Origin of the sequence: Massilia pseudoviolaceinigra (assembly GCF_030846505.1) — a bacterium.
In the GTDB taxonomy this organism is placed as follows: domain Bacteria; phylum Pseudomonadota; class Gammaproteobacteria; order Burkholderiales; family Burkholderiaceae_D; genus Telluria_A; species Telluria_A violaceinigra.
The window spans coordinates 160,619-182,422 of sequence record NZ_JAVCWL010000014.1; the positions used below are offsets into that span (position 1 = coordinate 160,619).

Sequence of the window (21,804 nt, forward strand, 5' to 3'; positions counted from 1 at the left end):
TAATGATGCAATCAATCTGGCAGTTTCTGACAAGCCGTCGCACCCTGATCGTCGTCGGGTGGGTGGCGTTTGCCGCCGTCTTGCTGATCGGGGCGGCGGTGCTGGACCTCCCGGCCGAATACGCGTTCGCTGTGCTCGGCGTGGCGCTGTTCTTCGGCCTGCTGGTCTGGCTGTGGCGCCGCCACAAGCGCCAGCGCGCCGCCAGCAACCTGGGCGAGATGCTCGAACAGCAGGTCAACCACACACCGGTGCGCGCCGATCCCGCCCAGCGCCAGGAACACGAGACCATCAAGAAACGCATGCTCGATGCGATCGCCACCATCAAGGGCTCCAAGCTGGGCCAGCTCTCCGGTGACGCCGCCCTGTACGAATTGCCGTGGTACATGATCATCGGCAACCCGGCGGCCGGCAAGAGCACGGCCATTGCCAGTTCCGGCCTGCAGTTCCCCTTCGCCGACAGCAAGATCGTCCAGGGCGTGGGCGGCACCCGCAACTGCGACTGGTTCTTCACCACCGACGGCATCCTGCTCGATACCGCCGGGCGCTATTCGGTGGTCGACGAAGACCGCACCGAGTGGTTCGGCTTTTTGTCGCTGCTGAAGAAATACCGCAAAAAGGCCCCGATCAACGGCATCATCATCGCCGTCAGCGTGGCCGAACTGACCGGCAACCGTCCCGAATTCGCCATCAACCTGGCCAAGAATTTGCGCCAGCGCGTGCAGGAACTGACCGAGCGGCTCGAAGTGCACGCGCCCGTGTACGTGGTCTTCACCAAGGCCGACCTGATCGCCGGCTTCAACGAATTCTTCCAGGACACCGAACGCGCCGAACGCGACCGTGTCTGGGGCGCCACCCTGCCCTACAGCCACGCGACCGGCAGCGAACAGGTGCTGACCCAGTTCGACGCCCGCTTCGACGAGCTGTACGACGGCCTGAAAGACATGAGCGCGGCCAATATGGCGCTCCAGTGGCGCGAGCGCATGCCGCCGGGCGTGTTCACCTTCCCGCTCGAATTTTCGACCATCAAGGCGCCGCTGCGCACCTTCATCGCTACCCTGTTCGAGGAAAACCCGTTCCAGTTCAAGCCGGTGTTCCGCGGCTTCTACTTCACCAGCGCGCTGCAGGAAGGCGAATCGATCTCGGCGTCGTCGCAAAAAGTGGCGCAGCGCTTCGATATCAAGCTGCAGCCGCAGCACCACGCCGAAACCCAGAACCAGAGCGGCTTCTTCCTGCTCAACCTGTTCCGCAACGTGATCTTCGCCGACAAGGACCTGGTCGCCCAGTACGCCAGCCCGAGCAAGACGCGCATGCGCTACGCCGCCTTCTTCCTGGCCACCGCCATGGTCGGCCTGACCCTGGGGGGCTGGAGCTGGTCGTACATGAGCAACCGCAAGCTGGTCGAAAACGTCCAGGCCGACCTGGACCAGGTCGTCAAGATCCAGACCAACAAGATCGACCTGCAATCGCGCTTCGAAGCGCTGCAGATCCTGCAGGACCGCATCGAGCAGCTGGAAAAATACCGCGACAGCCGTCCGCTCTCGCTCTCGCTTGGCCTGTACCAGGGTGAACTGCTCGAACGCAAGCTGCGCGAGGAATACTTCAGCGGCGTGCGCGAAATCATGCTCAAGCCCGTGGCCGGTTCGCTCGAAACCTTCCTCACGGAAGTGAACAGCAATGCCAGCGCGCTGCAGGGCGGCGTCAAGCCGGCCACCGCCGACGCGACCACCGGTGCCGTCGGCACGCCGGCCACGCCAGCCGCCGCCCCGGCCGTAGCCGCAGCTGCCGCCGCGCCGGCCGCGACCCAGTTCAAGGATGCTTCGCCCACGAGTACCGAAGACGCCTACAACGCCCTCAAGACCTACCTGATGCTGGGCGATAAATCGCGCTTCGAAGGCGGCCACCTGAACGACCAGCTGACCCGCTTCTGGCGCGTGTGGCTCGACGCCAACCGCGGCGCTATGCCGCGCGAGCAGATGATCCGCAGCGCCGAACGCACCATTTCGTTCTACCTGGCGCAGGTGGAAGACGTGTCCTGGCCGCAGATCGACAGCAAGCTGGCCCTGGTCGACCAGACCCGCGACACCCTGCGCCTGGTGGTGCGCGGCATGCCGGCGCGCGAACGCGTGTACGCCGACGTCAAGGCGCGCGCCGCCACCCGATTCCCGTCGATGACGGTGGGCCGCATCGTGGGCGACCAGGACAAGGAACTGGTCCTGGGCAGCTACGCCGTACCGGGCAGCTTCACGCGCGAAGCCTGGGAAGGCTTCGTGCAGGGCGCCTTCAAGGACGCCGCCAACAAGGAACTGCAAAGCGCCGACTGGGTGCTCAAAACCGCCTCCAAGGACGACCTGACGCTCGAAGGCAGCCCGGAACAGATCCAGAAGGCGCTGGTCGAGATGTACAAGAACGACTACGCCAAGGAGTGGCAGAAGTTCGTGCAGGGCGTGACCATCCGCGACCTCAATGGCTTCGAAGCGGCGGCGGCGGCCATGAACCGCCTGGGCGACCCGCAAACCTCGCCCATCCAGAAGCTGATCACGACCGTCTACGAACAGACCTCGTGGGACAACCCGTCCCTGGTGGACAAGGGCATGGCCAGCGCCAAGCGCGACATGATGGGGTGGTTCCGCGAAGTGATCCTGCGCCGCAAACCGTCGCACGTCACCGTCGACCTGCCTCCGACGCAGAGCGGCAGCAGCATCACGCCGCTGCCGCTGGGCCCCGTCGGACGCGAGTTTTCCGGCGTGGCGCGGCTGGTGGTGGCCAAGGACAAGGATGCCTCGCTCATGCGCGGCTACATGGAGCACCTGTCGAAACTGCGCAGCCGCTTCAACACCATCAAGAACCAGGGCGATCCGGGTCCGGGCGCCAAGCAGCTGATGCAGCAAACCTTGGATGGCAGCGGTTCCGAACTGGCCGAAGCGCTCAAGTATGTCGATGAACAGATGCTGACCGGGATGAGCGACATCCAGAAGCAGGCCATCCGTCCGATCCTGGTGCGTCCGCTGATGCAGACCTTCTCGGTGATCGTGCGTCCGACCGAGGCGGAGATCGACAAGGTCTGGGCGGCCCAGGTGCTGCAGCCGTTCCGCCAGAACCTGGCCACCAAGTACCCGTTCGCGGCCGACTCGCGCTCGGAAGCGACCAACGAGGAAATCGGCCTGGTATTCGGGCCCTCGGGCGCGATCGCCAAGTTCTTCGATACCACCATCGGCCCGCTGGTCGTGCGCCGCGGCGATGTGGTGGCGGCCCGCACCTGGGCCAATATGGGCATCGGCCTGTCGCCGTCGGCGGTGTCGAGCTTCCCCGGCTGGATCGCGCCGCTGTCGGCCGGCGGCGTGGCCGCCGCAGCTGCAAGCAGCGCCAGCGGCGAAGCCCAGACCCAGTTCGACCTGCAGGCGCTGGGCGCGACCGGCGCCACCGAATTCACCATCGAGATCGATGGCCAGACCTTGCGCTGGAAAGGCCAGCCGCAGCCATGGGTGCACATGGTCTGGCCGAACCCGCAGGGCACGCCGGGCTCGCGCATCACCGCCATCACGCCGCAGGGCCAGACGGTGGTGCTGCTCAATGAACCGGGTCACTTCGGCCTGCGCAAGATGGTCGAATCGGCCCAGCGCAAGCGCAAGGATGGCGGCGTATTCGAGCTGAGCTGGGAAAATGCCGGCGTCAAGGTCACCTCCAACCTGAAGATCATCCCGGCCGGCGCCAAGCCGGCAGCTGCGGCGGCCCCGCAGCCGGGCAGCGGCTTCAAGCGCATGCGCCTGCCAGACACGATCATCAGTTCGAGCACGCCAACGGCCGTGCCAGCGGCCGCGCCAGCTGCGGCCGCGCCGGCCGCTGTCACGGCCGGTGCGGGAGTGCGTCCATGAACCGCGCCGTCACGCCGATCGCGGTCGGCTATTTCGGCAAGATCCCCAGCCGGGGCGACTTCGTCAAGGGCAGCGACAATCCAGGCCTGATCAAGGTGCTGGACGACTGGCTGGCCCAGGCCATGGACCTGATGAGCGCCGACGCGCGCTGGAAACTGAGCTACGACGCGGTCGCGCCGCTGCACTTCGCCTTTATCGGCCCGCGCCGCAGAAATGCCATCGCCGGCCATATCGTGGCCAGCAGCGACCAGTCGAACCGGCGCTTTCCATTCCTGATGATGAGCGCGATGGAGGTGCCCGATCCGGCCACCTTCGTGCCGGACGCGCCGCTGGTGCTCTCGCGCCTGTGGAACCGGCTCGAGACGCTCAGCGCCGGCGTGATCGGCGCGGCCGACGCCGCCGCCCCGCTGCAGGCGGCCGCCAGCCACACGATCGACGTCGACCTGCGCGCCTCGGCCTACGAAGCGGCGTTCGAAGACTTCCTCGACATGCAGACCGTGGGCGCGCTCGATGGCCTGCTGAACCAGGCCGGATACGCCTGCTCGGCGCGCCAGGTGCTGCTGGCGCTCGGCATGCTGATGCAGCCGGTGATGGCCAGCAGTTCGAGCCGGCTCGAAAAGAGCCTGGTGCTGCCGCTGCCGGTCGATCCGATCTACCGCAACCTGGTGGCGGCGTTCTGGATGCACCTGATTACCCCGTTCCTGGCGCGCGCCGACTTCGAGCTGTCCCTGTTCGTGGCCCGCATCGATCAGCGCCCGGCGCTGGTGGTGGGCTTTTCCGGCGCCTCCCCGCAAACGCTGCAGGCGATCATGGACCCGACCGCGGCACTGGAACGCCACATCACGTTCGACCATCTCGACTGGGTCGACGAACAGACCGACACGGACTACGCCGTCCAAAAACTGTCCACCTATCTGGCGCAAGCCAATTTGTCACTCAAATCCGCGCTGGAATCGTTGCGCGCGGCGTTTATCGGAAACTGATCATGCGCCACCTCGTCGCCCTGTTAATCCTGCTTGCCGGCGCAGTCAATGCCGGCGCCCAAACCGCCGCCCCCCAGCCGGGCCAGGTGCTGGTGTCCGGCACCGTGCCCGATGAAGCGAGCAAGGCGGCCGTACTGGCCCGCCTGCGCGAAGTGTACGGCGCCGACATGGTGGTCGACCAGATCACCGTCGGCCAGGTCGCCACACCGGCCAACTGGAACGGCTACGTGCAAAAACTGATCACGCCGGACCTCAAATCGATCTCGCGCGGCCAGCTGAAAATCGATGGCAGCACCGTCAGCATCAAGGGCGAAGTGGCCAGCGAAGAGACGCGCCAGAAAATCGCCGGCAACGTCACGGCCAGCCTGAACCCGACCTACACGGTCAACAACAGCCTGCGCGTGTCGGCCGCCGACCAGAACGTGCTCGATACCACCCTGGCCAACCGCATCGTCGAATTCGAAAGCGGCAAAGCCACCCTGACCCCGGCCGGACGCGCCATTCTCGACGAGATGGCGGCGGCCATGATCAAGCTCAAGGACCGCAAGGTCGACATCATCGGCCACACCGATAGCCAGGGCAACAAGGCCACCAACCAGAACCTGAGCCAGGCGCGCGCGGAAGCGGTCAAGACTTACCTGACCAGTTCCGGCATCAAGGCCGAACTGCTCAGCGCTTCCGGCCAGGGCGCCGACCGCCCGGTCGCCAGCAACGACAGCGCCGACGGCCGCGCGCGCAACCGCCGCATCGAATTCCGGATGGCGCAATAAGCGCCTCCCCACCACGAGGACACCATGTTTGCAGCAGAACAGCTCTTAAATCCGATCCGGGCCGACCAGCCGGCCGGCGAGGACCTGGCCTTTTCGCCGGAACTCGACGCCATTACGCTGGCGCGCAAATTCGACGACCCCTCGCTCGACCAGGGCGAGTGGGTCACCGACATCAAGGAAGCGGACTGGGATTTCGTCGTGACCCGCTGCGCCGCCCTGCTCGAACAAAAGAGCAAGGACCTGCGCCTGGGCGTGTGGCTGGCCGAGGCGGCCGCCAAGAAGCACCAGCTGCGCGGCCTGGGCGAGAGCTTTCGCGTGCTGGCCGGCCTGATCGAGCAGTACTGGGACCGCGGCCTGTATCCGGAAGCCGAAGACGACGACCACGACCAGCGCATCGGCAACCTGTCCTGGATCCTGGGCCGCACCCCTGCCCTGCTGCGCGAGATGCGCATTACCGAAGGCACGCGCGGCTACACGCTGGTCGACTTCGAAGTGGCGCGCAAGCTGGCCAACGCCAGCGGCGGCAACAGCAGCTATAACAACAACCCGGGCGCGCCGGCCGGCCTGAAACTGGCCGACCTCGAAAAAGCGCGCAGCGCCAACTCGGCAAAATTTCGCGAGACCTTCACCGCCGACGCCCAGTACTGCCTGGACGCGCTGCGCCAGTTCGAACAGGCGGCCGACGAGCGCCTGGGCCACGACAGCCCGGGTTTCTCGAACGCGCGCGAAGCGGTGCAGGACATGGTGACCCTGATGCCGGCGCCGAGCGCCGCGCCGGCCGAAGCGGTGGCCGCGCCGGGCGACTTTTATTACGCAGAACCGGAAAACGACCAGGGTCCGCCAGGCGCGCCCCAGCCGGCCGGCCCGCCGGGCGTGATCCGCACCCGCGAGCAAGCCGTCACGCAGCTGCGCAATGTGGCCGAATTCTTCCGCCGCACCGAGCCGCACAGCCCGGCCTCGTATTTCGCCGACAAGGCGGCCGACGCGGCCAACACCGACCTGCATGCCTGGCTGCGTTCCGTGGTCAAGGATTCGGGCGCCATGGCCCACATCGAAGAGCTGCTGGGCGTGAAACCGCCGCAGGACGATTGACGCGCGCGCCGCCCCGGCCCGGGGCGCGCACGCCGTTTGTTAATAGTCGAGGTGGTAAATGAGCGGGGTGCCGTCGCCGGCGAACTGGCAAGCGATGTCCGGCGAATTGAGCGACTCCGTCATCCACTCGCGTTTCTTCGTGACGATGTCGCCGGGTTGCTTCCTCATCATCCTTTTCAACTCGTCCAGATTGACCGTCACCCACTTGTAGCTGCAGACCGCCGGAACGGTGCTGCCTTGGGTATTGACCGTCCACACACCGCGTTGATAGGTCAGCATCGCATCGGGAATGTTCGCGATCCAGTTCAGTACTTCAGCCTTGGCCGTGGCCTGCATCGACGTGATCAGCAAGGTGCTCAGGGGCAGCTCGCGCTGCTTTGCCAGCATCTGCGCCAGCTTTTCGACGCTGCCCTTGTGCCCGGCGAAGATGTGATCGCGCGTAAATTTAATGTCAATCAGTTGCGAACTGGACTTGTTTTTTACCAATTCAATCATTTTCTTGCGCAATTCCGGTACTGTCTTCGGTCCGTCCTTGCCACACGGCCATGTTCTCGATGCCATTCCCACTTCCTCCTCAGATTTTCTTGATGAACGCGATGCTCGCAGCACCGCGTGACGGGACGCGACAGACCCCATCGGGGCCTGTCGCACTTAATTATATTGCAATATCAAAAAGTAAAGGTTTCCATGCCGCACACGGCGCTTACTTGATGGTGTACTTGAACTGCCCCTTCTTGTCGGCGCTGACCTTGATCTTGGCGATCGCTGCGCCTTCGGCCATCTTGGCCAGCACCGATTCGGCGATCTCCGGCAGCAAGGTGCCGTTGAGGATATTGTCGACATTGCGCGCGCCCGAATCGACTTCGGTGCAGCGCGCCAGCACCGCTTCGACCAGCGCTTCGTCGTATGCGAATTCGGCCTTGTGGTTGGTGGCGATGCGCTGGGCGATCTTGCGCATCTTCAGTTCGATGATCTTGACCAGCGCGTCGTCGCCCAGCGGGTAGTAGGGAATCACCTTCAGGCGGCCGAGGAAGGCCGGCTTGAACTGCTTCATCAGGTGCGGACGGATCATCTCTTCCAGCGTTTCCGGGGTCGGCATTTCTTCCGGCGTCTTGTTCAGGCACGCCTGCATCATCGCGCTCGACGCCACGTTCGAGGTCAGGATGATGATGGTGTTCTTGAAGTCGATCTCGCGCCCTTCGGCGTCGTCCATCACGCCCTTGTCGAACACCTGGAAGAACAGCTCCATCACATCCGGGTGGGCCTTCTCGACTTCATCGAGCAGCACCACGCTGTACGGATTGCGGCGCACGGCCTCGGTCAGCACCCCGCCTTCGCCGTAGCCCACGTAGCCAGGCGGCGAGCCTTTCAGGCCGGAGACGCTGTGCGCTTCCTGGTATTCGCTCATGTTGATGGTGATCATCTTGCGCTCGCCGCCGTACAGCACATCGGCCAGCGCCAGCGCCGTTTCGGTCTTGCCGATACCGGACGGGCCGACGAACAGGAACACGCCTTTCGGCTTGTTCGGGTCGTCCAGGTTGGCGCGCGAGGTGCGCACGCGCTGCGCCACCGCTTCGATCGCGTACGACTGGCCCAGCACGCGCTCTTCCAGCAAGTCCTTCAGTTTCAGGACCGTCTTGATTTCATCCTTGACCATTTTACCGAGCGGGATGCCGGTCCAGCCGGCGACGATTTCGGCCACCACGTGGCCGTCCACCTGCACCGGCACCATCGGCGTTTCGCCCTGCAGGGTGCGCAGTTCGGCCATCATGGCCTGGATATCCTTGCCCTTGCCGGCGTCTTTCTGTTCGGCGTCTTCCAGGCTGCGGCGCCCGTCCATGATTTTTTCGCTCAGCTGCTTTTCCTGCTCCCAGCGCGCCGCCAGCGCGGTGTGCTGTTCGGCGGCGGCGCTGCGCTGCGCGGCCAGCTCTTTCAGGCGCGCCGCGTGCGAGCCGCCCGCGCTCTGTTCGCGGGCCAGGGCGCCGGCTTCGATGTCGATCCGTTCGAGCTTGCGCGCCAGGTTTTCGATCAGCGCCGGGGTGGCGTTCTGGCCCAGGGCGACCTTGGCGCAGGCGGTATCGAGCACGCTGATGGCCTTGTCCGGGAGCTGGCGGCCCATGATATAGCGGTGCGACAGGCGCACCGCCTCGGTGATCGCTTCGTCGTAGACGCGCACGCCGAAGTGTTTTTCCATCAGCGGCGCCATGCCGCGCAACATGGCGCAGGCCAGTTCTTCGCTCGGCTCTTCGACCTTGATCACCTGGAAGCGGCGCGCCAGCGCGGCGTCCTTCTCGAAGTATTTTTTGTACTCGCCCCAGGTGGTGGCGGCGATGGTGCGCAGTTCGCCGCGCGCCAATGCGGGTTTCAACAGATTGGCCGCGTCGTTCTGGCCGGCGGTGCCGCCCGCGCCGATCATGGTGTGCGCTTCGTCGATGAAGAGGATGATCGCGTGCGGGCTCTTTTTGACTTCGTCGATGACGTTTTTCAGGCGGTTCTCGAACTCGCCCTTGACGCTGGCGCCGGCCTGCAGCAGCCCCATGTCGAGCGTGTGGATCTCGACGCCCTTGAGCACGTCGGGCACGTCGTTGGCGGCGATGCGCAGCGCCAGGCCTTCGACCACCGCGGTTTTACCGACGCCGGCTTCGCCGGTCAGGATCGGGTTGTTCTGGCGGCGCCGCATCAGGATGTCGATGGCCTGGCGGATTTCGGTATCGCGCCCGATCACCGGGTCGACCTTGCCGTCGCGCGCGCGCTCGGTCAGGTTGGTGGTGAACTGGTCGAGCGATGGCGTCCTGGACGCGGCCTTGGCGGCCATGTCGCCGACCGGGTCGTTGCCCTCGCCATCGCCGGCGTCGCCGGCGGCCTGCGTGGCCACGGCTTCCTGCGAACCGGCGGCCAGCTTGTCGAGGTTATGCTTGATCTGCTCGACGTCGAACTTGCCGAACAACTTGGAGCCGCGGAAGGCCAGCTGCGCCAGTTCCGGATCGGTCAGCAAGGCTTGCAGCAAATGGCCGCTGCGGATTTCGGCGGTGCGGCCGGCCTGGATATCGAGCGAGGCGATCAGCCAGGCGTTTTCGAACAATTTGGGCAGGCGTACCGAAAACACCGGGGTGCGCGAGTTGCCGGCCTTGAGGCGGGCGACTTCGGCCTGCAGGTCCGCTTCGAGCATGCCGGCGCTGATGCCGCACTGGCGCGCGATGAGCGCGAAGTCGCTCCTGGGCTGCTCCAGCAGGGCCAGGAACAGGTGCTCGATGTCGACTTCGTACTGGCCCAGCGACACGCAAATGCCGGCCGCGCGGGTGGCGGCGGTGCGGCTGGTCTCATTGAGTTTGCCGATCAGCGTTTTCAGGTTGATGCTCATGCAGGTTCCTTTTTTTGTTGTGTCGTATTGTCAATCACAGCGCGTGGATATCGTACCGGACATCGCTTCGGTCTTCCTGACGCGAGCCGGTCACCAGAAAACTGTCCCAGCCCAGGCGCCCGCCCGTGCGCGGTTCATCCATGCACACGCCATGCACGTCGGAGCCGCGCAGCACCAGCTGCACTTCGTATTCGAGCGTCACGCCGGTAAACATGGTGATCATGCTCTTGAGCGCGCGCGCCGCCTTCCCGCCCGGCAGGAAGGAGTCGAAGCCGGCATGGTCGAGCGGGCCGATGACGAGGCGCAGGCGCAGGTCGCGCTGCCATACGCGCTCGCCGGCCATGGCGCCGCCGCCCAGCATCGAATTGGCCGCGCCCAGCATGGTCTGCTGGCTGGCCGGCACCGCGTACCAGCAGCCGATGAACTGCTCGGCGCGGATGCGCTGGTTGAAATACTCCGACAGCACGCGCGACATCTGCACCGCCGATGGCGGGCGATGGCGCATGGCCGACGCAAAGTAGCCGAGCGATTCATCGAGCACGCCGCCGCCCATGTCATCCTTGAGGCGGTGGCGCAGCGATTCGTTGCCCACGCCGGCCAGCGACAGCAGCAGCGGCAGGAAGCTGTCCTTGCCGTCGACTGCGTATTTGAGTTCGAGCCGGTACTTGCGCCAGGCTTCGAAGAACAGCGCCAGCGACCGGTTCGAGAAGGTGTCGAGGAATGCGCGCGGGCCCTCATCCTTGTTGTAGATGATGTGGGCCGAGATGCGGTCGGTGTAATGGGCCGGCAGCGCGCCGTTCCCGCCCAACAGGCCCATGAAGGCCGGCGTGATGCGGATGTACTTGAGCGTGTTCGATTGCAGGGCCTCGCCGAGCGACCTGGCCTGGTGCGGCACGTCGCGCGGCACCGTCTCGATGGTTTCGAGCTGGCTGGGCGGAAAAGCGAGCGAGGTCGAATTCTGGAAGCGCAGGAAGTTGGCGATCGCGCCCTGCTGGGGCGAGCCGTGGCGCTTGAGCCATAGCTCAAGCATCCGCACCGCCTGGAAGAACTGGAAGCGGTACGGTTCCTCGAACAGGCGTTCGATTACAGCAGGCTCAAATCGCCGCTTCGTGGCAAGCATTTCAATAGCTCTTCTCCATTTTTATTCGATACGATCACCAGTTGGGTGAAGCTGTTGGCGTGCACGTACAGGCCGAGGAAGCGGTCGATGATGTGGGCGAAGGCGTGGATGCCGCTGCCGACAAAGGCTTCCTCGTCGATCGTCAGGCGCACTTCCATGCCGCGCACCAGGCAGGCGAACGGGTTCCCCGGCAGCCAGGTGTTGGCCGCCTTGTACGCGACCGAGGCAATGCCGCCGATCTGGCGCTGCGAGGACGGTGAACGCGGCAGGTCGTATAGCGTGAGCATCTCGCGGAAGGCATCGAGGCCGCCGTCGGCCAGCGACAGGTGGTTGAGCGACAGGTGCGAAATGAGGCGCCAGTGGGCGCCGCGGCCGCGCTCGAAGCGGTGCGAGGTGGTCGGTTTGCGCAGGAAGCTGATCTGGCGCACGGTGGAGCCGCCCTCCAAAAACAGGTCGCCGCCGCGCAGGCCGTACGTGAGCGAGGCCGGCAGGTCGCGGTTGGTGCAGGTCAGTTCCAGGCTGAGGGTGTCGGTTTCGACTTCGGCCGGGTCGAAATCGATGTCGACGATCGAAATCTCGGTCTCGAAGCCGGGGCTCTTGTCGGCGATGGTTTCGTCGCGCCGCATGACCCAGTAGTGGCCCTTCTTTTCCGGCATCTGCCCGTGCTTGAGCGAATAGAACGGGCGGAAGTCGACGATCGATTCGCCCTGCGGCGTCTGGCGCACCAGTTTGACCGAATCGATCGACTGCACTTCGTAGGCGAACGCGCGGCGCGCATCGGCCAGCACCGGGTAGCTGGCGGTGGTGTGAGTCAGGCGAATCGGTTCGCCGCGCTGGCGGAACAGGTTCACCACCGGGGTGCAGCCGAGCAGCACGTTGTTGGTGGAGAGGGTGCCCAGCATGCGCGCCGCGTTCGAGTCGGTGCGCATGCCCGACAGCGCCAGGTGCAAGGTGATCGAGCGGCAACCCATGGGCAGCACCGCCGTCAGCGCGGCTAGGTCGATGTCGAAGAAGTTGAATTTTTCGGGGAAGCAGAAATACTCGGTCAGCAGGCGGTAGGCCGTGTGCGAGCGCGCCGCGAAGTCGATCAGCGATTCGTCTTCGCCAAAGCCGGCCGCGTGCACCGGAATGGCCGGCAGGGCCATCCAGCGCCCGCTGCTGTCGCCTTCGGCGTAGGCGGCCACGGTGCGCATGAAGAGCGCATCGCGCAGCGCCGCGCAGAACGAGGGTTCGCCATCGATGAACACGCGCAGTTTTGCCAGGCCGAGTTGGGCCAGCGACACCTGGTCCGAGGTGCTGCTGATGGTCAGGCTCACGCTCGAGGTGGCGCCGACCGGAGGCCGGATCGCTTCGGGGGTGTCGATGATCGGCGCGAACGAGGCGCCGGTCAGCGCCAGCGGCGCCACCGTCACCGGATAGGCGGTGCGGAAGGTGCAGGAAGCGCCGCGCACCGGGCGCGTGGTCAGCTGGGTGCCGCGCGGGATCGCGGTGGCGGTGGTCAGCTGCGCGGCCGCGCCCGAAAAATCCATGTGCGCGATCGAGCACGAAGGGAACGGGCGCAGGTAGTGCGGGTACAGCACTTCGAACAGTGCTTCGGTAAATTCGGGATAGTCGTCGTCGAGCCGCTTGGCGATGCGCGAATTGAGCAGCGCGAACGATTCGATCATGCGTTCGATGTGCGGGTCTTCGCACACCTCGCCGGCGATCAGGAGGCGCCCGGCGATCTTGGGATAGCGCTCTGAAAATTCGCGCGAATAGCGGCGCAAAAATCCCAGTTCGCGTTCGTAGTACGGTAACAGATCTTCCAAACTCAGGCTCCCGCGGACGCAGGGCGGCGCGCCTTGCTGATGGTGTAGTGCAGGCTCGATGGCTGCAAGATGGCGTCGAAGTTGACGGGTTCCTGGGAACTGCTCACGACCAGCAGCGCCGTGATGGCGAAATTGAGGCGGTTGACCGAGTCTTCGCGGATTTCCAGCGACGCCTTGACGTTGCGCAGGCGCGGCTCGTGGCGCGCGATGGCTTTTTCGAGACAAAGGCAGATATAGGCCCTGTCGTCGGGGCTCGACAGCGAGCGGCCGGCAAAATCGTTCAGGCCGAACGTCACGATCGAGCGACCGCATTCGGGGTACCGTTTCAGCAAGTCTTCCGGAATCACGGTGCGCGTGTTGAGCAGCGCCTCGAGATCGCGTGCGACCGAGTCCTTCAAGTCCTCGACCGACATCCGGGTGACTGTGCCGCTGGAGGAGCCATTGACCGGCACATCCATCAACCGGTCGAACAAGCCTGGCGTAAAACCCTTCATTGGCACCCCGATGCGTTACTGCTGTTACGCGGTTTTGTTGGTCGACAGATCCCAGCCGCCGGAAGTGTTACCGCCCGAACCGCCGCCAACTTTCTGCTGCGTGTATTTCCATTTGACTTTCGAGTACTTGAGCGACAGGTTCTCGGTGAGGATGTCGCCCGACGAGACGGCTGGAGCGACGCTGGAGATCAGCACGTTTTCCAGTTCGATTTCGAAGTACTTGATACGCTCGCCCTGACCGTCGGCGCGCAGGAATTCCAGCTTTGCCTTCGGCAGGGTTTTGCCCGACGAGCAGTTCTGCAGCAGCAGAGGGGTTGCCAGGTCGGCCAGTTTGGCGATAACGATATCGCGGTGCTCGGTACGCTCGGCGGTATGGCCGCCGCCGGTCGATGCGGTAGCCGATTTAGGCTGCAGCACTTCCCAGCTGACGGACTGGCATTCGATCCAGTCTTTGTGGGCGGAGTCGGACGACTCGCCTTTGATGCCGTCGATTTGGAGGTAGACGTCGATTGCCATTGTGTTCCTTTCAGTGGTTTATAGGTACTACGGGGTGCTACGATTTGGTCGATGGTGGTAGCTCCGCGACCAGACGGAGTGAAACGGAAAGCTCATCGAGCTGGAAGTGCGGACGCAGGAACGACACGGCGCGGTACACGCCCGGACGGCCCGGCACTTCCGACACTTGCACCGACGCTTCACGCAGCGGGAACTGGGCTTTCTGTTCCTGGCTTGCGTTATCGTCGAGCAGCACGTACTGGGTCAGCCAGCGGTTCAGATGGTCCTCGACGTTCGATGCGGCGGCGAAGCTGCCGATCTTGTCGCGCATCATTGCCTTCATGTAGTGGGCAATGCGCGAAACGGCGAAGATGTACTGCAGCTGGGCCGACAGCACCGCGTTGGCGTTGGCCGAGTCGGTATTGTATTTCTTGGCTTTCTGGGCCGATTGGGCGCCGAAGAAGGCCGCGTAGTCGGTGTTCTTGCAGTGCACCAGGGAGATGAAACCGAGGTCCGACAGCTCTTTTTCACGGCGGTCGGTAATCGCGATTTCGGCCGGGCACTTGAGCGCAACTTCGCCTTCGTCGGTCTTGAAGGTATGGGTCGGCAAGTCTTCGACCAGGCCGCCGCCTTCGACGCCGCGGATCGCCGCGCACCAGCCGAAGTCGTCGAATGCGCCGGTCAATTTGGTCGCGAAGGCGTAGGCTGCGTTGCACCACAGGTATTTGTGGTGGTCGGTGCCGTCCACGTCTTCCACGAAATTGAAGCCTTCGGTGGTGGCGCCATCGGCCGGGTGGAACGGCAGGCGGCCGAGGAAGCGCGGCAAGGTGATGCCGACGTAGCGCGAATCTTCGGATTCGCGGAACGACTTCCATTTGGCGTATTCGACCGTGTCGAAGATCTTGGCCAGGTCGCGCGGTTTGCCCAGTTCGCTGTAGCTTTCCAGGCCGAACAGCTCGGGCGAGGCCGAAGTGATGAACGGCGCGTGGGCGGCGGCGGCGATGTGCGACATCTGCTCGACGAAATACATGTCTTCCGGCTGGCGGGTGATTTCGAAGTCGCCCAGGAGCGAGCCGAACGGCGCGCCGCCGAAGGTGCCGAATTCTTCCTCGTAGACCTTCTTGAACATCGTGCTCTGGTCGAACTCGAGCGCGCTCTGGAAGTCCTTGACCAGCTCGCGCTTGGTCGCGTTGAGCATCTTGATCTTGAGGTTGGTGCCGGTCGAGGTGTTCTTCACCAGATAGTTCAGGCCGGTCCAGCTGCTTTCGAGCTTCTGGAACTCGGGCGCGTGCATTACGGCCGAGAGCTGGTCCGAAATCATGCGGTCCAGTTCGGCGACGCGGGCATCGATGGTGGCCGACAGGTTGTCCGACACGATCACCGTGCCGTCCATTACCTGGTGCACCAGTTCCGAAATCAAGTCCTTGGCGCGGGCGTGCTCGACGCTCGATTTGGCCACCTTGCTCTGTTCGACGATCTGGTCGAGCAAGGCCGTTTCATGGGTCGTCGCGGCGGCGCCGGAGGCAGGGGTCAGTTGAGCGGACATGATCAGTCTTTCTTGGCGTTGGCTTGCTGGCCGAGTTCGGCCAATTTCTCGGTGTTGCTGAGCACATCGTTGAGGATGTCTTCGAGTTTGTCGTTGCCGGCCAGCTTGTTGCGCAGGTCGGCCAGCTTGGTGCGCGCTTCGAGCAGCTTGCGCAGCGGCTCGACCTGCTGGACCACCGCCTCGGGACGGAAATCTTCCATCGACTTGAACTTGAGGTCGACGGCGAACTTGCCGCCTTCGCCGGTCAGGGTGTTGTTCACGCGGTAAGCGGCGCGCGGCTCGACGCCCTTCATGACTTCATCGAAATTGTCGCGGTCGATGCCGACGAAATTGCGGTCTTTCAGGCGTTTCTTCTCGACTTCGGAACTGCCGCCGAAATCGCCGACGACGCCCATCACGAACGGCAGCTCCTTGCTTTCGATCGCATCGCCGATTTCGACGTCATAGGTCATCTGCACGCGCGGCGGACGCACTTTTTGCAGACGCTTTTGGACACTTTCTTTCTTGGACATGGTGGTTCCTTCTACATGGTTGGAGCGTGAATCGCCGGCTTACTTGAGCAAGTCGAATGGGTCGGATTTGTTGCCTTCGTCCTTGTCCGTCTTGGACGTCTTCTCGGCCTTGTCGCGGCGCTTGGCCGGTTCGGTGCGGCGCGTCGGGGTGGCGGCGGTGTTATCGCCAAGGTTTTCGCGCAGCAGCTTGGCCAGGTCCTGGGACTCGGTGCGCAGCGCCGGGGTCATCCCATTCTGGCGGTTCAGGTCGCCCAAGGCGCGGGTCGACAGGCGCAGGCCGGCGATGGCGATGATGCTGTTCGCCGCTTTGTCGTTGGGATCACGCAACAACACTTCCTGGGCGCTGACGATCGCTTCGCCATACTGGCCGGCGTCGTAGCGGGTCTGCGCGATGCTGGCCCACGGCGCCTTGTCGGCCGGATAGGCGGCTGCGGCTTGTTTCCACACGGTGACGGCTTGCTCCTTCTGCCCGGAACCGGCGGCCTGGGATGCCTGGTTCAGCAGATCGGCCAGCGGAGCCCGGGGCGGGACCTTCGGCGCCGAGTCACAGGCGGAGAGAGCCGCGGCGCAAGCCATGACGCCGAACAGGTGCTTCAGATCGGAAAAAGTGGTCATGCGGTATCCTCGAAAGCATTGACAGAAAATTAATGTGTATATTGTAACACTTATTACACAAGCAACGTTAGCAGAGTTTGAAATTTTACATCGCGCAATTGAAAATCACACATTTTCACTTTGTAGTAAGCGCGTACGTTACATTAGCACGGAGACAAATCTTCTCATAAATGTTATTGTTCCGCTAATTAGTTTTTCAAATTGATGCAAAATTTGCCAAAGGTGCCCACAGCATGTCTAGTAAAGTCCTCTGGGGCGAAGGATTGTTCCTCCGGCCCCAGCACTTCCAGCAGCAGGATCAGTACCACGAGCACCGCCTGCACGAGAGCGTGAAGGCGGTCCATCCCTATGCGTGGGGAGTGAACCAGTTGCAGGTGGACCGCGACGCGCTGGCCAACAATGCGCTGCGCGTGCTGGAACTGTCGCTGCGCTTTCAGGACGGCGAACTGGTGGACGCGCCGGGCGCCGACGCGCTGCCCGAGACGGTGGACCTGAGCCAGCTGCTGCAATCGCAGCAGAGCGTCACCTTTTACGCCGCCCTGCCCGCCTTCAAGCCGTTCGGCGGCAACTTCGCGCCGCTCGGCCAGACCGCCAACGCGGCCCGCTTCGTGCAGGCCAATGCCGACACGCCCGATCTGTACACCCAGGCCGCGCAAGCCCAGCTGACGTACCTGAAGAAAAGCGTGCGCCTCATTTCCGAGTTCGAGCCGCGCGATTCGTACACCCACTTCCCGCTGCTGCGCCTGCGCCGCGTGGCCACCGGCGGCTTCGAGATGGACCCCGCGTTCGTGCCGCCGAGCATGTCGGTGCGCAGCGCCCCGATCCTGTTCCTGCAGCTGCGCCGCCTGATCGACGCGCTGCAAGCGAAGGTGAGCGCGCTGTACGGCCACCATCGCGAGCCGAGCAAGAATGTGATCGAGTTCCGTTCCGGCGACATGTCCTCGTTCTGGCTGCTGCACACGGCCAGCACCGCGTATGCCTCGCTGACGCACTACTTCCACCACCCGGGCCTGCATCCGGAACGCCTGTACGAAGCGCTGCTGGGCGTGGCGGGCGCGCTGATGACGTTTTCCAAGAGCTGGACCCTGGCCGACCTGCCGCCCTACCAGCACGCCGATCCGGGGCCCGCGTTCGCGAAACTGAACATGATCATCCGCGACCTGCTGGACACTGTAATCTCGTCAAAGTACTTCGCCATTGCGCTCGATCTAATCAAGCCGTCCTACTATCTCGGCTCGCTGGAGTCGGGCAAGATCGACGACAAGACCGCGTTTTACCTTGCGGTGTCGGCCAATTTGCCAGCCATCGAACTGGTGGACGTGGTGCCGCTGCGCTTCAAGATCGGCGCGCCGGACGACGTTGAAAAGTTCGTGCTCTCGGCCATGCCGGGCGTGCGCCTGCAGCACGCGCCGCAGGTGCCCCCGGCCGTGCCGGTGCGCCCGGATACCGTCTACTTCACGATCGAGGCCAAGGGCCAGATGTATGAACGCATGATGCAGGCGCAGTCGATTTCCATCTATGTTCCAGAAGGCTTGCGCGAGCTGACCCTGGAACTGATCGCCGTAACCTCCTGACCCAAGGATTGACCAGATGACTACCACCGCACCCTCCCTGATGGCCGGCGGCCCGGTTGCCGCCGCCGCGGGAGCCACTCCGCAAACGCTGCTGGACCTGATGTACGACGGCTTTTACGCGCTATTCATGCTCAAGAACGGCAACGGCCCGCAGAACAATGCCGACTTCCAGCACAAGACCACGCAGTTTCTCGAAGAGTTCACGCGCGGCGCCAAGAAACAGGGCGCCTCGGCCGACGATATCGACGCCGCCAAGTACGCCTTCTGCGCGGCGGTCGACGAAATCATCCTGCGCTCGACGTTTTCGATCCGCGACGAATGGGAACGGCGCCCGCTGCAACTGGTGCTGTTCGGCGACCAGCTGGCCGGCGAGAATTTCTATCACCGCCTCGAATCGCTGCGCACGCGCGGCAGCACGCATCTTCAGGCGCTGGAAGTGTTTCATATGTGCCTGCTGCTGGGCTTCCAGGGCCGCTACATCCTGGAGGGCTCGGAAAAGCTCAACTACCTGACCGCGCGCCTGGGCGACGAAATCGCCAACATGAAGGGCAAGCGCGGAGGCTTTGCGCCGCACGCCGACCGCCCCGACCAGATCGTGCACAAGCTGCGCAGCGATTTGCCGTTGTGGGTCCTGTGCTCGGTGTTCGGCTTGATCTGCATCCTCGGTTATATCGGCCTGCGCGCGTCCCTCAGCAAGACCACCGAGGAACGCATGGCCGGCTATAACGATGTGGTCAAGCTGGCGCCGCGCGCCGCCAACCTGACCATCACGCTGCCCTGATGGCAGGCGGCGGCCGGGTCGCGCCCTGAGCGTGTCCGGCGTTGGCTTGAGCGATCCTCATGCATCGCCAGGCACGTATGCGCGCCGGCTTGACCGTGGCGACAACCGTCCCGTATGCAACGCAGGCAGCGGCCAGCAAAGCCGGTTTGAGGAATCATGAAACAAGAAATCTACGTCAGCACCGACGTCGAAAGCGATGGCCCGATCCCCGGGCCGCATTCGATGCTCAGTATCGGATCGGCCGCCTACCTGGCCGACAAGACCTGCATCGCGACCTTCAGCGCGAACCTGGAATGCCTGCCCGACGCTGCGGCGCACCCTGCCACCGCCGCCTGGTGGCTGACCCAGCCCGAGGCATGGGCCGCCTGCCGCGCGGGCCTGGAAACGCCGCCGGCGGCCATGCAGCGCTATCTGGCTTGGGTCAAGTCGCTGCCGGGCAAGCCGGTGTTCGTGGCCTACCCCGCCGGCTTCGACTTCCTGTTCGTGTACTGGTACCTGATCCGCTTTACCGGCGAAAGCCCGTTCAGCCATTCCGCGCTCGATATCAAATCGTACGCGATGGCCGTCATGAAGCGCGATTACCGCGACAGTACCAAGCGCAATATGCCCAAGCACTGGTTCGATCCCCTGCCCCATTCGCATGTGGCGCTCGACGACGCCATCGAACAGGGTGCGCTGTTCTGCAATATGCTGGCCGATAACCTGGCGCGGGGACGTCAGGACGGATAAGCGGCGATCTTGGCGGCGAGCCGCTGCGCAAGGTAGCCATTGGCCTCACCGAGCGCGTCGAGAATAAGGCTGCCCTCCTTGCCGTACGCGCTGATCTTCTCGGGCGACCAGTACGACGGTGGCGCTTGCAGATTGCTGATGCGGTCGGCCAGCTTGACGCACCATATGGCTTTTGGCTGGAGCCGGATTCTTGCCAGGCTGTCCGCCATGGCGTCCGCCTTCGGGAGCGTGGGCGACTTCGATAAAGCGGCCACGCCATCGGCCACGGCCAGCCCGAATTCGGCGACCAGCGTGGCGTGCGGGACATCCTGATCTTCCATCGCATCGTGCAGGATGGCGCACTGCATGGCGCTGCCGATACCGTCGATCGGTTCCTGCGCATGGGCGGCGAGAAGCTCCATGCCCACCATCCCCAGATGCACGAGATAAGGCATGTCGGTGCCTGGGAATTTTTGTTGGGCGTGCACGTTGGCCGCATAACGCCAGGCCTTGAGCCATGCTTCCTGCGATGCGTAATCGATTTGCTGCGTCATGGTTCCTCCGATGGTCGATCTTAACGCAGCCGGCAGAAATGCGTGCGACTGGCTACAATATCGCCACGCCGACCAGCGTCGGTATCAACAGGAGAAAACATGTTCAGGGAAGTCGCGGAGCTCAAGGTCACTGCGGGAACGGAGCAGCTGTTTGAAGCAGGCGTGCAGCAAGCCATACCGCTGTTCAAGCGCGCCAAAGGATGTCATGGCATGCGCATGGAGCGTTCGGTCGAAGAACCGGGCAGCTACATGCTGTTCGTCGAGTGGGAAACCATCGAGGATCACATGGTGCATTTTCGCGAGAGCGAAGATTTCCGGGAATGGCGCCGACTGGTAGGCGGCTATTACAGCGCGCCGCCGCGCGTTTTCCACACCATCAGCGCGGTCGAGGGCTTCTGACCCGAGGCGGTTCCACCACGGCGCGGCATCGAGCGAACATCTGATGACCAGTAGGGTCGTGGTGGGTGTTGCAGGTCGCCGCGCAAGCTCGTTGTCTTGTTCCGGTCAGTCGAAAAACACCTGGGCGTTGACGACACTGGTTTTTTCAACGCTCACCGCGCAAAAGCGGCCTACCTCAACGCTCGACGTTGAACCCTTCATCTGAGCGAAGCCGCCAAATCCGGGCAAGTTCGTCCCTTGCGCATCAGATACGTAATGCGCCAAGCGACGACCATGAACAGCGCCAACGCGCGCTCAATCCGCTCCATGCTCGACAGTTGCAAGGCCTCGACTTCACAACCGTTTTTTAGCACATGGAAATAAAGGCAAGTCGGCCGGAGGAACTGCCCCTCCGGCCTCTCACAGAACGGTGCGTGAACCTCTCAATTCACACCGCTCCCATCAAGCAAACCCTCCAACCATTCCTTTCTGCCAATGTACGAAGAGGTGCGGGTGTTTCGTCGCCAGTTGATCGAGAAACATACAAGCCCGCGTCTTGTGATGTTTAAACCTGCGATACTTCTTCCTCGCCCAAGCCACCAACGTCATGTTGAAATGCCTGAACACGAGATACATCGCCGAGCGGCAGAATTTTCCGTAATGCTGTAACCAGCCCCGCAGGACCGGGTTGTAAGACCGGGCAATATCGGCCAAGCTCAGATCCGTAAGATTCCGGAAATTCCGCTTGCGTGTCGTTTGACGCATTGCTTTGACCGCCTTGTTGCTGACCGCCGGAGTGAAGCTTACAAACATGATATTTCGTTTGCTGTTCTTCGCCAACCTTGGCCTGAATGTGTATCCGAGGAAATCGAACTGGGTCACCGGATATTTCTTCTTGCGATCTCTATCTTTGCAATACACGATCTTGGTCTTGTCCGGATGCATTTGAAGCTGACATTGCGCGAACCTCGCATCGAGCGCCGCCATCAGGGCCAGTGCTTCTTGTTCGGTCCTGCAATGTGCCAGTCCATCATCCGCATACTTGGCAGCGACTCCCGCGCAAAGTACGCTGCCGCCTTTTTTAGTAAGCGCTCCATAAAACACAGCCTTGTGGCTTGATCCCGATTTCCGCATGCTTGCA

The 21,804-nt window shown here is 63.4% G+C and carries 19 protein-coding genes and 1 pseudogene; 8 read left to right on the forward strand and 12 right to left on the reverse strand.

The window, feature by feature from the left end; translation table 11 throughout:
* Positions 1 to 5 precede the first annotated feature (5 nt).
* From tssM to tssA, 4 genes are read left to right on the forward strand one after another with little or no spacing between them, the layout of a single operon-like run.
* Positions 6 to 3,872, forward strand: coding sequence for a type VI secretion system membrane subunit TssM (tssM, locus tag RBA40_RS15790; RefSeq protein ID WP_306648789.1), 3,867 nt, complete (start codon positions 6 to 8; stop codon positions 3,870 to 3,872).
* Positions 3,869 to 4,855 carry a type VI secretion system-associated protein TagF gene (gene tagF / locus RBA40_RS15795; RefSeq protein WP_306648775.1) on the forward strand — a complete coding sequence of 329 codons (987 nt, stop codon included), beginning with the start codon at positions 3,869 to 3,871 and terminating at the stop codon, positions 4,853 to 4,855. The genes tssM and tagF overlap by 4 nt, the downstream gene beginning before the upstream one ends.
* Positions 4,856 to 4,857: 2 nt before the next feature.
* Positions 4,858 to 5,625, forward strand: coding sequence for an OmpA family protein (locus tag RBA40_RS15800; protein WP_099877667.1), 768 nt, complete (start codon positions 4,858 to 4,860; stop codon positions 5,623 to 5,625).
* 24 nt (positions 5,626 to 5,649) lie between these two features.
* On the forward strand, positions 5,650 to 6,717 hold the full coding sequence (gene tssA, locus RBA40_RS15805; RefSeq protein WP_306648776.1) for a type VI secretion system protein TssA: 1,068 nt from the start codon (positions 5,650 to 5,652) through the stop codon (positions 6,715 to 6,717).
* A 39-nt stretch (positions 6,718 to 6,756) separates the two neighbouring features.
* Here tssA and RBA40_RS15810 read toward each other — a convergent pair whose 3' ends face one another.
* From RBA40_RS15810 to RBA40_RS15850, 9 genes are all read right to left on the reverse strand, one after another.
* Positions 6,757 to 7,212 carry a hypothetical protein gene (locus RBA40_RS15810; protein ID WP_306648777.1) on the reverse strand — a complete coding sequence of 152 codons (456 nt, stop codon included), beginning with the start codon at positions 7,210 to 7,212 and terminating at the stop codon, positions 6,757 to 6,759.
* A gap of 208 nt (positions 7,213 to 7,420) precedes the next feature.
* Positions 7,421 to 10,078, reverse strand: a complete 2,658-nt coding sequence (tssH, locus tag RBA40_RS15815; protein ID WP_306648778.1) for a type VI secretion system ATPase TssH — start codon at positions 10,076 to 10,078, stop codon at positions 7,421 to 7,423.
* A gap of 34 nt (positions 10,079 to 10,112) precedes the next feature.
* On the reverse strand, positions 10,113 to 11,198 hold the full coding sequence (tssG, locus tag RBA40_RS15820; protein WP_306648779.1) for a type VI secretion system baseplate subunit TssG: 1,086 nt from the start codon (positions 11,196 to 11,198) through the stop codon (positions 10,113 to 10,115).
* Entirely contained in the window at positions 11,162 to 13,006 is a 1,845-nt protein-coding gene (tssF, locus tag RBA40_RS15825; protein ID WP_099877653.1) for a type VI secretion system baseplate subunit TssF, read from the reverse strand. The genes tssG and tssF overlap by 37 nt, the downstream gene beginning before the upstream one ends.
* Positions 13,007 to 13,008: 2 nt before the next feature.
* Positions 13,009 to 13,500 carry a type VI secretion system baseplate subunit TssE gene (gene tssE / locus RBA40_RS15830; RefSeq protein ID WP_099877650.1) on the reverse strand — a complete coding sequence of 164 codons (492 nt, stop codon included), beginning with the start codon at positions 13,498 to 13,500 and terminating at the stop codon, positions 13,009 to 13,011.
* A 24-nt stretch (positions 13,501 to 13,524) separates the two neighbouring features.
* Positions 13,525 to 14,016, reverse strand: a complete 492-nt coding sequence (locus tag RBA40_RS15835) for an Hcp family type VI secretion system effector (RefSeq protein ID WP_306648780.1) — start codon at positions 14,014 to 14,016, stop codon at positions 13,525 to 13,527.
* A gap of 37 nt (positions 14,017 to 14,053) precedes the next feature.
* On the reverse strand, positions 14,054 to 15,541 hold the full coding sequence (gene tssC / locus RBA40_RS15840; protein ID WP_099877646.1) for a type VI secretion system contractile sheath large subunit: 1,488 nt from the start codon (positions 15,539 to 15,541) through the stop codon (positions 14,054 to 14,056).
* Between the two features lie 2 nt (positions 15,542 to 15,543).
* Positions 15,544 to 16,053: a type VI secretion system contractile sheath small subunit gene (tssB, locus tag RBA40_RS15845; RefSeq protein WP_099877643.1), complete on the reverse strand. Its 510-nt coding sequence runs from the start codon at positions 16,051 to 16,053 to the stop codon at positions 15,544 to 15,546.
* A 39-nt stretch (positions 16,054 to 16,092) separates the two neighbouring features.
* The gene (locus tag RBA40_RS15850) at positions 16,093 to 16,668 is read right to left on the reverse strand and encodes a tetratricopeptide repeat protein (RefSeq protein ID WP_306648781.1); all 576 of its coding nucleotides are present in this window, start codon (positions 16,666 to 16,668) and stop codon (positions 16,093 to 16,095) included.
* A gap of 233 nt (positions 16,669 to 16,901) precedes the next feature.
* Between RBA40_RS15850 and tssK the strand changes: the two genes are divergently transcribed.
* The 3 genes from tssK to RBA40_RS15865 all read left to right on the forward strand — a co-directional run bounded on the left by tssK (position 16,902) and on the right by RBA40_RS15865 (position 19,752).
* Positions 16,902 to 18,242, forward strand: a complete 1,341-nt coding sequence (gene tssK, locus RBA40_RS15855; RefSeq protein ID WP_099877640.1) for a type VI secretion system baseplate subunit TssK — start codon at positions 16,902 to 16,904, stop codon at positions 18,240 to 18,242.
* A 16-nt stretch (positions 18,243 to 18,258) separates the two neighbouring features.
* The gene (gene icmH, locus RBA40_RS15860; RefSeq protein WP_099877637.1) at positions 18,259 to 19,023 is read left to right on the forward strand and encodes a type IVB secretion system protein IcmH/DotU; all 765 of its coding nucleotides are present in this window, start codon (positions 18,259 to 18,261) and stop codon (positions 19,021 to 19,023) included.
* Positions 19,024 to 19,179: 156 nt separating this feature from the next.
* On the forward strand, positions 19,180 to 19,752 hold the full coding sequence (locus tag RBA40_RS15865; protein ID WP_306648782.1) for a 3'-5' exonuclease family protein: 573 nt from the start codon (positions 19,180 to 19,182) through the stop codon (positions 19,750 to 19,752).
* On the opposite strand, the gene RBA40_RS15870 is transcribed toward RBA40_RS15865, so the two are convergent.
* On the reverse strand, positions 19,740 to 20,285 hold the full coding sequence (locus RBA40_RS15870) for an HD domain-containing protein (protein ID WP_306648783.1): 546 nt from the start codon (positions 20,283 to 20,285) through the stop codon (positions 19,740 to 19,742). The genes RBA40_RS15865 and RBA40_RS15870 overlap by 13 nt on opposite strands.
* Before the next feature lie 99 nt (positions 20,286 to 20,384).
* Between RBA40_RS15870 and RBA40_RS15875 the strand changes: the two genes are divergently transcribed.
* Entirely contained in the window at positions 20,385 to 20,684 is a 300-nt protein-coding gene (locus RBA40_RS15875) for an antibiotic biosynthesis monooxygenase family protein (protein WP_306648784.1), read from the forward strand.
* Positions 20,685 to 20,887: 203 nt separating this feature from the next.
* Here RBA40_RS15875 and RBA40_RS15880 read toward each other — a convergent pair.
* A pseudogene (locus RBA40_RS15880) lies at positions 20,888 to 21,046 on the reverse strand (IS4 family transposase); the annotation flags it as partial.
* Between the two features lie 79 nt (positions 21,047 to 21,125).
* Positions 21,126 to 21,804: group II intron maturase-specific domain-containing protein (locus tag RBA40_RS15885; protein ID WP_306648785.1), on the reverse strand; the 679-nt coding region annotated here is incomplete at its 5' end.

Bases quoted from the DNA above. Each gene is read 5' to 3' on its own strand.
- tssM (WP_306648789.1), top strand. From the start codon at position 6: ATGCAATCAATCTGGCAGTTTCTGACAAGCCGTCGCACCCTGATCGTC.
- tssA (WP_306648776.1), top strand. From the start codon at position 5,650: ATGTTTGCAGCAGAACAGCTCTTAAATCCGATCCGGGCCGACCAGCCG.
- RBA40_RS15875 (WP_306648784.1), top strand. From the start codon at position 20,385: ATGTTCAGGGAAGTCGCGGAGCTCAAGGTCACTGCGGGAACGGAGCAG.
- RBA40_RS15870 (WP_306648783.1), bottom strand. From the start codon at position 20,285: ATGACGCAGCAAATCGATTACGCATCGCAGGAAGCATGGCTCAAGGCC.
- tagF (WP_306648775.1), top strand. From the start codon at position 3,869: ATGAACCGCGCCGTCACGCCGATCGCGGTCGGCTATTTCGGCAAGATC.
- RBA40_RS15800 (WP_099877667.1), top strand. From the start codon at position 4,858: ATGCGCCACCTCGTCGCCCTGTTAATCCTGCTTGCCGGCGCAGTCAAT.
- tssG (WP_306648779.1), bottom strand. From the start codon at position 11,198: ATGCTTGCCACGAAGCGGCGATTTGAGCCTGCTGTAATCGAACGCCTG.
- RBA40_RS15865 (WP_306648782.1), top strand. From the start codon at position 19,180: ATGAAACAAGAAATCTACGTCAGCACCGACGTCGAAAGCGATGGCCCG.
- tssE (WP_099877650.1), bottom strand. From the start codon at position 13,500: ATGAAGGGTTTTACGCCAGGCTTGTTCGACCGGTTGATGGATGTGCCG.
- tssB (WP_099877643.1), bottom strand. From the start codon at position 16,053: ATGTCCAAGAAAGAAAGTGTCCAAAAGCGTCTGCAAAAAGTGCGTCCG.
- RBA40_RS15835 (WP_306648780.1), bottom strand. From the start codon at position 14,016: ATGGCAATCGACGTCTACCTCCAAATCGACGGCATCAAAGGCGAGTCG.
- tssH (WP_306648778.1), bottom strand. From the start codon at position 10,078: ATGAGCATCAACCTGAAAACGCTGATCGGCAAACTCAATGAGACCAGC.
- RBA40_RS15810 (WP_306648777.1), bottom strand. From the start codon at position 7,212: ATGATTGAATTGGTAAAAAACAAGTCCAGTTCGCAACTGATTGACATT.
- tssC (WP_099877646.1), bottom strand. From the start codon at position 15,541: ATGTCCGCTCAACTGACCCCTGCCTCCGGCGCCGCCGCGACGACCCAT.
- tssK (WP_099877640.1), top strand. From the start codon at position 16,902: ATGTCTAGTAAAGTCCTCTGGGGCGAAGGATTGTTCCTCCGGCCCCAG.
- RBA40_RS15850 (WP_306648781.1), bottom strand. From the start codon at position 16,668: ATGACCACTTTTTCCGATCTGAAGCACCTGTTCGGCGTCATGGCTTGC.
- icmH (WP_099877637.1), top strand. From the start codon at position 18,259: ATGACTACCACCGCACCCTCCCTGATGGCCGGCGGCCCGGTTGCCGCC.